The organism is Acinetobacter sp. CIP 101934, assembly GCF_000369585.1.
GTDB lineage: Bacteria > Pseudomonadota > Gammaproteobacteria > Pseudomonadales > Moraxellaceae > Acinetobacter > Acinetobacter schindleri.
In genome coordinates, this window is sequence record NZ_KB850094.1 from 951711 (window position 1) to 962580 (window position 10870).

Genomic DNA, 10870 nt, shown 5'->3' on the forward strand with positions numbered 1-10870 from the left:
GAACAGCTTGGTCATATCAAGAAACTACATTACAAAAAAATAAGCAACTAAATGATGCAGGGCGAATTCAAACATGAGGTGCGACAGTTTCAAAAGCCATATGATAATCAACAAGCTGAGCAAATTTCTCTAATGGTGTAAGCCAATCTAACGCCTTTCTAGGACGAGTATTCAGTGACATGGCAACTTGATTTAAATAATGCTGATCTGCCTGATTTAAATCAATCCCTTTAGGTAAATATTGCCTAATTAAACCATTCATATTTTCGCATGTGCCTTTTTGCCAAGGTGAATGTGGGTCACAGAAATATACATCTATGCCTAAATCTTCTTCGAGTATTTTATGTTCTGACATCTCGCGTCCACGGTCATAGGTCAACGTTTTACGCAGTTCTGCAGGTAAATATTTCAGAGCTTCAGTTAAAGCCTTGCGCACTGATTCTGCCTTTGCATCAGGTAATGTTGCCAAGATACAGAGCCGTGTATTTCGTTCAATAAGTGTTGCTATCGAACTTTTATTGTCTTTACCTTTAATTAAATCAGCTTCCCAATGACCCGGTATTTTTCTTTCTTGAACTTCGGCTGGGCGCTCATGAATAGTTTTAATATCCTGTAATATAGAATCTTTTTTAGGTTCACCGTTAGCTTTTCGCTTTTTATTTTCATGACGCAGACAGGATAATAAGTCTTTTTTCAACTCACCCTTTGGTAATGCTCGTATCGTTGAATAAATCGTTGTATGGCTTACATTCATTGTTTGATCCAAATCAGGAAATGTCTTTAAACGCTTTGCTATTTGCTGAGGAGACCATAAACAACGGATCGCTTCAACAATAAATTTCCAGAGGATTGAATCGATTTTGAGTTTTCTGTGACCACGTCTACGTCTAGCGAAGGTGTTATCAGAAGCATATCGAGCTTGATAAACGTCATTGATGCTATTTCTTTTAAGCTCACGATAGATCGTACTAGGATGTCTTTTAATGAGTTCAGCAAATTTTCTGGCTGAAAAGCCTTCTTTTCTTGACTCAAGCATTAATGCAGTACGATCTTCAAAGTTAAGATGATGGTATGACAATTTTATATACTCCATAAACCCTTTAAATTAATTAGGTGGTTTATGTCGCACTTCAAGTTTTACTCTGCCCAGACTCTGTAATAAGAATTAATTTTATTTTGAAAAAAATTATGGATGAGATTGAAAGTTATGAAATTTCAATCATTGAAAAACTTAAAGATATTATCTTTGGGGAGCATGATTTGACACAACCTAAAAGAATTTACGATAAAATAGATATTTATACAGGAATGTATATTAGCTTGTTAATAGATAAAGGATTTTCTTATACATATTTATATCATCGCTTAGAATATCTAACTAAAATTAGTAATTATAAGAAAGGTCTTAAGTTTGAGGAGCAGTTTGATGTGGTTTTTAATAAATTGTCATTCGAAAAACTTGAATATGATGTTTACTTTAGGGTTAATAAAATTAATGGTATAAGTTATGTAAGGAAAGAATTTGATAAAGAAGATATCAAAATTATAAGTGATATTGATAGTAATATTTTAAGAAGATTTCCAACCGTTAATGATGAAGTAAAAAAATATTATATAAAAATAAAAATTACTGCTTCAGATTATTTAGCGGCAGTTTTTTTAGCAAAAAAAATCTTAGATAAAAATCTTGATTTACTTCTTTACTCACATAAAGTCGAAATGGATATTGATGATATTTGTGTGGTTTATAATCAATCTAAAATAATTAAAGTCATAAAGGATGTTGATGTAAAAAAACAATTGAAGAAAATGTACGTAGAAGAAAGTTTATATAGTTCAAAAAATGATGTTTATCACTTTTCCAATGTGATTGATAAACTTGAACCGTTAGAGAGACGTCAAATTAATCAATCATTTAGATATATGAGGTTAACTCGGAGAACTTTATCAAATGAACAGAAGATTATTAATCTTTGGATTTCTCTGGAATCATTGTTCCACTGGAAAGATGGAGCTAAAATTTTAACTATTTTATCCAATTATGTTCCTAAATTTTACTCACACCTATCTTTGAGTAGTAGGTTAAACCTAGCATTAAAGTTCATTAAATCTATACCAGTAGATATTGAAGGTTTGGATAAAGATATCGATCAAAAAAAAATGGTACATATTTTCTTAAATAATGAAGATTTAAGTATTAGAATTTATGAAAATATTAATGATGAATTGAAAAAATATCGTTTTCGTCAAATATATGAAACATTTAAAAATATAAAAAGCATTAGCTCTCAACTTAAAAAGACTGAGCAGGATGTTGAAAAACAAATAAGGCGTATTTATTTTTTAAGAAACAAAATTACACATACGGGATTTTATTCTGATATTAATCCAATATTAAGTATTCATTTGATGGATTATATTCAGATGTGCTATTCGATTATTTATACTGGATTGTTGGATTACAAGATGTTAGAAAAAAGGAATGTTAGATTTTTTGATATTTTTACGATAAAACTATTTGAATATGATGAAAATAAATATAATTTTGAGAAAAATAATTTATTTGAACTACCATTAATGGCTGATTAGTTAAAATCAATACCTCCCTAATGGGGAGGTATTGATAAATAAATTAAAGCGCCGCAATTTGCTCCATATTCGCTTTAATCTTCGCTAATTGATCAGCAAACTCAGCAAGTTTTACTTTCTCGCCTTCAACCACAGCAGCAGGAGCTTTTGCCACAAAACCTTCATTTGCAAGTTTAGTGGCAATTTGGTCATGCTGTTTTTGAACCTTGTCTAAGTCTTTTTGTAGACGACCCAATTCCGCTTTAGGATCAATTAAACCCTTCATTGGAACGAATACCGACACATGACCCACTACAGAAGAAGACGACAATGGTGGTTGTTCAGCATCAGCTAAGAAGGTAATGCTTTCAACTTTTGCCAATGCTTTAAAGAGTGGCTCAATACGTGCGATTTGCGCTTTTTCCGCATCAGTGGTGTTTTGAAGAAGTACAGGCAACAAACGTGCATTACCTAGACCCATTTCACCACGAATGTTACGTACCGCACCAATCAAACCTTGCAGCCATTGCATATCTGCTTCAGCCTGGTCATTAATCAATGCTTGCTCAGCAATAGGGTACGGCGCCAACATAATCGTTTCACCAACAATGTTCAGTTTCGGTGCAAGTGTTTGCCAGATTTCTTCAGTCAGGTAAGGCATCAACGGATGAGCCAAACGTAAAGACGCTTCCATGACCGCAAGCAATACACGACGAACTTCAGCTTTACGCTCTTCAGACACATTTTCATCGTTCAGAACTGGTTTGGTCAGTTCCACATACCAGTCGCAGTATTCATTCCAAATGAACTCGTAAATCGCTTGTGCAGCCAAGTCTAAACGATAAGTCGCGAATGCAGTTTGCACCGCTTGTTCAGCTTTTTGTAGACGGCTTACGATCCATTGTTCTGGCAATTCCCAAAGGTCTTGACGTACTTCTTGACCAATGACTTGCTCTTCGCAGTTCATCATCACGAAACGGGTTGCGTTCCAGATTTTGTTGGCAAAGTTACGGTAACCTTCAACACGCTTCATATCGAACTTAATGTCACGACCTGTGTTTGCAAGCGCACAGAATGTGAAACGAACTGCATCAGTACCGTAAGATTGAATACCTTCAGGGAATTCTTTACGGGTCGCTTTTTCAATCTTCGCCGCTTGTTTCGGATTCATCAAACCGTAAGTACGTTTTTGTACTAAAGTTTCAAGATCAACACCGTCAATCAAATCTAATGGGTCAAGTACGTTACCCTTAGATTTAGACATTTTCTGACCTTCGCCATCACGTACCAAACCGTGTACATATACCGTTTTGAACGGCACTTGAGGTGTACCATCTTCATTTTTCATGAAGTGCATCGTAAGCATAATCATACGTGCAACCCAGAAGAAGATGATGTCGAAACCTGTTACAAGCACATCAGTCGGGTGGAAGGTATTTAAGAAATAGTTTTCTTTATCTTTCGCTTCGTCGCCAGTCCAACCTAAAGTTGAGAATGTCCAAAGACCCGATGAGAACCATGTATCCAATACGTCTTCATCTTGGTTTAACTGAACATCGGCAGGGATGCCGTTTTTCGCACGAACTTCATCTTCGTTACGACCAACATATACATTGCCTTCGGCATCGTACCAAGCAGGAATACGATGACCCCACCACAATTGACGCGAGATACACCAATCTTGAATGTTGTTCATCCACGCCATGTACATGTTGCTGTATTGCTCAGGCACGAACTTGATACGACCGTCTTGAACAGCTTCAATCGCAGGTTTCGCAAGTGGTGCAATTTTCACATACCATTGGTCTGTAAGAAGTGGCTCAACGATCACACCTGAACGGTCACCGCGAGGTGGTTTTAAGGTGTACGGTTGAATTTGGTCTAACCAACCTTCAGCTTCCGCTTGAGCAACCAATTTTTTACGTGCTTCAAAACGCTCTAAACCAATATAGTCTGCAGGCGCAGGAATCGTTTTAGAAATTTGCTCGCCCGCTTTTGCGATGTATTCAAACTCAGCCAACACTTCAGCATTTTTGTTGAAGATGTTGATGATTGGCAATTCGCAACGTTTACCCACTTCATAGTCATTGAAGTCATGTGCAGGGGTGATTTTTACACAGCCTGTACCGAATTCTTTGTCGACATATTCATCTTTAACGATTGGAACAGCACGACCTGTAATTGGCAGGATGATGTTTTGTCCGACCAAGTGTGCATAACGTTCATCATCCAACGCAACCGCAACCGCCGTATCACCGAGCAATGTTTCAGGACGAGTGGTTGCCACAACGATATGATCTTTACCATCGTGCGTACGAAGTGACTTATCTTCAAAGAAATATTTGAAGTGCCAAAGTGAACCTGCTTCTTCTTTATCAGACTCAACTTCTAAATCAGAAAGGGCAGTTTGCAGTTTTGGATCCCAGTTCACCAGACGTTTGCCACGGTAAATTAAGCCTTCTTCATGCAGTTTAACGAACACTTCTTTCACTGCATTAGATAGACCTTCATCCATGGTGAAGCGTTCACGTGACCAGTCTACAGAAGAACCTAAGCGACGGATTTGACGGGTAATATTACCGCCAGATTGTTCTTTCCATTCCCATACTTTTTCGATGAACTTTTCACGACCCAGGTCATGACGGCTAATGCCTTCTGCACCAAGCTGACGTTCTACAACCATTTGCGTTGCAATACCTGCATGGTCAGTACCCGGTTGCCATAAAGTATTTTTACCAGACATACGGTTATAACGGGTTAACGCGTCCATGATGGCATTGTTAAAACCATGACCCATGTGCAAGCTACCGGTGACGTTTGGTGGCGGAATCATGATACAGAAAGACTCGCCTTTTTCAGACGGCTTGAAGTAACCACGCTCTTCCCAGGTTTGGTACCATTTTTTTTCGATCTCGGTCGGATCGTAAGTTGTAGCAATATTTTGCGCTGAATCAGTCATAGTCTAAACAGATCAAAAGTGGATAAAAAATTGCATCTATTGTAGCAAAAAAATCAAGGCATGCGGCAGCTTAACCAAAAGCAAACTTTCGCCAATTGGCAGCTGCCTGAACTCAACGTATGATAGATTGATAAAACGCGACTCATCGCAGACGATTAAAAAAAGGATAACAAGATGAGCTATAGCATTTCTCTCAAGATTCACCCCGATACCCATCAACGCTTTAAAGACCTGCATTCCCGATTTAATGCTGGCGAACAGGAAAGTCTGGCCAAATTGCTCGGTGAAAATCTGGCCGATATTGCCTGTGAAATTATTGACCAGATTTTTGGCCGTGTGGTGCAGCTCTCAAGCTCCCCAGATCAGGAATCTGAAAAAGTCATTCAACAGATTTTAGAAACGACTCGCAAATATATGCCATGGTCAGTATCATTTTTTGGCAATGAACGGCTGATTCCAATGGTGAATTATCTTTATGAAATGACCCATGAAATTGAAGGCGATTATTACGTGCGTTATCCCATTCAGAAGACGCTGGCGATCGAATTACTCGGCTATGTAAAAGAAATGGAAAGTGGCAATCATCACTGTGTTTCACCTGCCTTAAAGACCTTTATTGAAGTGGTGGATCAGGGGGTTACCCATCTGGTACGTCAACCCAAAAACATGCTGAAGTTCAATATGGTGGTTGATAAAACCCTGAATGGTGTGATTAATTTAACTACACAGCTCGGTTATAAGCGTTTTGACAAGTTGGGAAGCCTGTATGATGCGCCGACCATCAGTCATTACTTTGAGCATTTTTTAGCATTTTTAGAAGATGAAGTAAAACAGACATCGGATATTTAAAGGGATAGAGGGATCAATGGCAAAGCTGGAAAATTTAAATGGAAAAGTGGTATGGATCACGGGTGCATCTTCAGGAATTGGTAAGGCACTGGCCGAAGAATGTGCTGCACAAGGTGCACAGATAATATTGACTGCACGACGTTTGGAAGAACTGGAAAAAGTCCGTGCAGGACTGGTGAAACCTGATCAACACATCTCAGTCGTAGCTGATATTACTGATGAAAGTCAGGTACGTACGGCTTATGAACAGGTGCTGAGTGAAAAGGGACGTATCGACTGGCTGATCAATAATGCCGGTTTAAGTCAGCGTGCCCTGATTGCCGACACCACCATGCAGACTGAACGCGCCATTATGGAAGTCGATTATTTCTCGCAGGTGTTTTTGACCAAAACGGTTTTACCGACGTTTTTAAAACAGCAGTCTGGACGTATTGTATTTATTTCCAGTGTGGCAGGTTTGCTGGGGACACAATATCGCGCATCTTATTCCGCTGCTAAAGGTGCAATACATATGTGGGCGAACAGCCTGCGTGCTGAAGTGTCGGATCAGGGTATTCAGGTCTCGGTGATTTTCCCGGGCTTTGTCAAAACCAATGTCTCTTTTAATGCCCTAAATGGTGAAGGCAAACCGCAAGCCAAGCAGGACGAAGCGATTGAAAATGGTTTAGAGGCTGATGATTTTGCTAAACAGACGGTGAGGGCGTTACAGCAGGGCGAGGAATACATTGTGGTTGGTGGCAAGAAAGAAAAACTGGGCGTACTGGTTTCCCGTATTTCACCCAAAGTTCTGTACAAGATGATCCGTAAAACCAAAGTAAAATAAATCATCCAGATTAAAAAAGGGCAGGAGTGCCTTTTTTTATGTCTCTTAAAACATCAATAAAAATAACCATACTTAAAAATGCAATTCATTTCTGGAGGATTGCCTTTACAGGGAATGCAGCCGATAACATGGATATGCAGAAAATTACCTTTTCACTCTGGTACTTAAGCCAAAAGCCGGTATGTTAATTAAAAATAACAGCCAACTGGAATAAGCTCATTCGATGAAAACACCGGTGCCAGACTACCTCAAGCATGTTTTAACTTCCTGCCGTGACAATGAAAAAGGTGCCCTGGCAGATTATATTCCTGAGCTGGCAGCAGTAGACCCGGATAAGTTCGCTTTGGCACTCTCTACCGTAGATGGCACGATCTATTCAACCGGTGATGACGAAGTTGAGTTCACCATGCAGTCTATGTCCAAGCCTTTTGCCTATGCCTTGGCTTTGCAGAAAGTCGGCTTGACCAAGGTCATGGAAAAAGTAGGCGTGGAGCCTTCGGGTGAGGCCTTTAACCAGATTTCACTGGAGAAGGATTCCAATATTCCAAAAAATCCGATGATCAATTCGGGTGCAATTACCACCCATTCTCTGATTCCCTATAAACGGACGGTGTCCCGTGCAGAGCAATTGCGCCGTTTTTTAAGTGGTTTGGCTGGGCGTGAACTGAGTTTTGATACAGATGTGTATACCTCCGAACTGAAAACAGCGTTTCGTAACAGATCCTTGGGCTATATGCTGCGTACCGTCGGGGTGCTGGAAGAAGATCCAGAAGCGATTGTTAATGGCTATATCAAGCAGTGTTCAATCAAGGTGACGGTCAAAGACCTGGCGATGATCGCCGGGGTACTCGCCAACGGGGGAATTCAGCCACAAACTGGTAAAAAATTGCTGGACCGTTCTGTAGTGCGGCAAGTCCTGAGTGTGATGCTCACTTGCGGCATGTATGATGCTGCCGGTGACTGGCTGACCAGCGTGGGTATTCCGGCCAAAAGTGGGGTTGCAGGCGGTATTATCGGCGTGTTACCTGGACAGGTGGGTATCGCCGTGTTTTCTCCGAAAATTGATGAGCATGGACATAGTGTACGTGGCGTCGATATTTTTGAACGTATGTCCCGGGAAATGGGTCTACATTTGATGGAAGGGACACCATCGGCACAAACTATTTTGCAAAGTCGTTATCTCACCGGTAAACGTGATCATGTGGTGGTGTATGAACTACGTGGCGTATTGCAGTTTACTGAATCGGAAATGCTGTTGCGTATTTTGGAAGATGAACCGGAAGGCAAAAAACGAATTGTGTTGGATCTGACCAATTTGACCTTAATTCATAATGTCGGTGCCCGGATGTTATTTGAAGGTGTGGCCCGTTTGAAGAAGGATGGCCATCCAGTCGTGGTGGTTGACTCGGAAGGAATTTTAAGTGAAGCCCAGATGAAGGGAAATAAAAGGGTCGTGGTCAAAGAAAAACTGACCAAGTATCTGGAAAAATTTCAATAAATATTTTTCTGTCATCTTGATTGAAAGTAAGGTTTATCATCCTCGCCAGGAAATTAAAAAGTCTCGAGAGTTCGAGGCTTTTTAATTCATGAAAATCTTATTTAATATGTTCAGCAATATCGCTAAAGATCACACCTAACCCATGTGCACCTGCATCAGGATAGCCTAAACTACGATCCCCGACCGTACCGGCACGACCCATACGCGCCACGATGTCTTTGGTAGATTCTGCACCTTTTACAGCCGCCGCTGCACCCAAGACAAAGTTTTCTTTAAACGTCTTGTCGGTATTGGCTGACCAGGAATCTGCACATGGCACTAAGGCATCAATCAGGGTTTTGTCACCCACCACAGCGCCACGACCAAATGAACGCTCACCAGTAGTTTGAATACCTTTCACTGCCGCTTGTAGCATCTCGGCAAAATCTGCCACAGTTAATATCGTTTTACCTTGAATGGCTTTACTTGCTGCACGGAAAGCAGAACCCCAAATAGGCCCTGATGCACCGCCACAGTGTTCCATAATAATCATGGAACTGTTTAGCAAGAATTCATCCATGTGCGGTGCTTGAATCAGGCTTTGCCATTCACGTTTCAGTTGTTTAAAGCCTTTGGCCACACTCATACCAAAATCACCGTCACCTGCATGCGCATCCAGCTCGCAGAATGGCACTTCATTTTTGATAATACAGGCCGCCATCACGTCGACAACATAACGCATGTTTTCAATCGTGAATTGCTCATTCTGAATTTCAGCATGTTCAGCTTGGGTTTCAACTTCGGTATTGGCGGTTTGTTTTGCGGCTGCGTCTTGTGCTGCAAATTCAAATGGTAGAGCAGGCGAGCCATCCAGCTTAAAGGCAGGGGTGTTGGCTTCAGCATCTAAGTAGCCTTTTAGCTCATCATCTACCGCAAGAAGTGATACTGATGCACCGTTCATGTCGATACTGGTCATATAATTGCCAACGAATGTACGGTAAATCTTGATGCCTTTGCGCGCCAAATGTTCGCACACATCGTTATTAAAGACATACAGCTCTTGCATTGGTGTTGAACCAAAGCCGTTCACTAGAACAGCAACTTCAGTCAGATCAGGGCGATCGAGGAACAAGTCATCGATAATACGTTGTGCCAGTTCTTTGGATGGCAGGATTTTTTCACGGCGGATACCCGGTTCGCCGTGGATGCCGACGCCGTATTCCATTTCATCATTCGCTAAGGTGAAGGTGGGCGTGCCTTTGGCAGGAACAGTACATGAAGTGTAGGCGAAACCAAGACTAATCACGTTATCCGCTGCTTTTTGAGCCACAGCTTTGACTTCCGCAAGCTCTAAACCTTTTGATGCTGCTGCACCTGCAATTTTATGTACAAATACAGTACCCGCCACGCCCCGACGGCCGACCGTGTAGAGGCTGTCCTTGACTGCAATATCATCTGCTACTTTTACATAATCGACTTTAATGCCATCTTCGATAGCTAAAGCTGCGCCATTCTGGAAATTCATCATATCGCCAGAATAGTTTTTAATAATCATTAGGACGCCTTTGTCAGTCGCGACTTGCTGCAAGGCTTTATAGACCTGAATTTGTGAAGGAGAGGCGAACACGTCACCACATACGGCAGCGTCCAGCATGCCTTGGCCGACAAAGCCCGCATGAGCAGGTTCATGACCGCTACCACCACCACTGATCAGGGCGACATTTTGGTGTTTTTCTTTTCTGGAAATAATTTTATAAGCTTCATTAAATGCCAGTTCTGGATGTGCCAGGACAAAGCCTTTGCACATTTCGACAACGATGTTTTCAGCACCGTTCATGAGTTTCTTCATTAGAACACCAATAGTCATTGATTTGGGAGATAAATTTATTGGTCTATTATTCATGAAAGTGATGATTTTTGCTGACTTATAAATGTAATAACGAACAATTTTAGAATGATGGGTTAGAAAAGGGGCGGTTTTGATTTATTAAATTACCTCTCCCTAACCCTCTCCTAAAAGGAGAGGGAACTTCCGTTATAAGTAGGAAATCACAAGACACTCCCTTTACTTATGGGAAAGGGCTTGGGGTTAATTAAGCTAAGTCTTTATTTGACTTATTATTGAGAAATTAATTTTCTGTTTCTGTTTCTGTTTCTGTTTCTGTTTCTGTTTCTGTTTCTGTTTCTGTTTCTG

7 protein-coding genes are annotated in these 10870 nt (G+C 40.7%); 4 read left to right on the forward strand and 3 right to left on the reverse strand.

Translation table 11 applies throughout. The features are described from left to right. Positions 1-67 precede the first annotated feature (67 nt). Entirely contained in the window at positions 68-1036 is a 969-nt protein-coding gene (locus F899_RS05005; protein WP_005804963.1) for an IS30 family transposase, read from the reverse strand. A 152-nt stretch (positions 1037-1188) separates the two neighbouring features. Here F899_RS05005 and F899_RS05010 point away from each other — a divergent pair, with 152 nt between their 5' ends. Continuing rightward, positions 1189-2589, forward strand: a complete 1401-nt coding sequence (locus tag F899_RS05010; protein WP_005221191.1) for a hypothetical protein — start codon at positions 1189-1191, stop codon at positions 2587-2589. 43 nt (positions 2590-2632) lie between these two features. Here F899_RS05010 and F899_RS05015 read toward each other — a convergent pair whose 3' ends face one another. Further along, positions 2633-5527, reverse strand: a complete 2895-nt coding sequence (locus F899_RS05015) for a valine--tRNA ligase (protein WP_005221192.1) — start codon at positions 5525-5527, stop codon at positions 2633-2635. Positions 5528-5701: 174 nt separating this feature from the next. Here F899_RS05015 and F899_RS05020 point away from each other — a divergent pair, with 174 nt between their 5' ends. From F899_RS05020 to F899_RS05030, 3 genes are all read left to right on the forward strand, one after another. Continuing rightward, on the forward strand, positions 5702-6376 hold the full coding sequence (locus F899_RS05020; protein ID WP_005221196.1) for a hypothetical protein: 675 nt from the start codon (positions 5702-5704) through the stop codon (positions 6374-6376). Between the two features lie 16 nt (positions 6377-6392). Further along, the gene (locus tag F899_RS05025) at positions 6393-7199 is read left to right on the forward strand and encodes an SDR family oxidoreductase (RefSeq protein ID WP_005221198.1); all 807 of its coding nucleotides are present in this window, start codon (positions 6393-6395) and stop codon (positions 7197-7199) included. A gap of 223 nt (positions 7200-7422) precedes the next feature. Further along, positions 7423-8697, forward strand: coding sequence for a glutaminase (locus F899_RS05030; RefSeq protein ID WP_005221199.1), 1275 nt, complete (start codon positions 7423-7425; stop codon positions 8695-8697). Positions 8698-8794: 97 nt separating this feature from the next. Here F899_RS05030 and dhaK read toward each other — a convergent pair whose 3' ends face one another. Beyond that, positions 8795-10525, reverse strand: a complete 1731-nt coding sequence (gene dhaK / locus F899_RS15355; protein ID WP_008305008.1) for a dihydroxyacetone kinase subunit DhaK — start codon at positions 10523-10525, stop codon at positions 8795-8797. Positions 10526-10870: the final 345 nt, after the last annotated feature.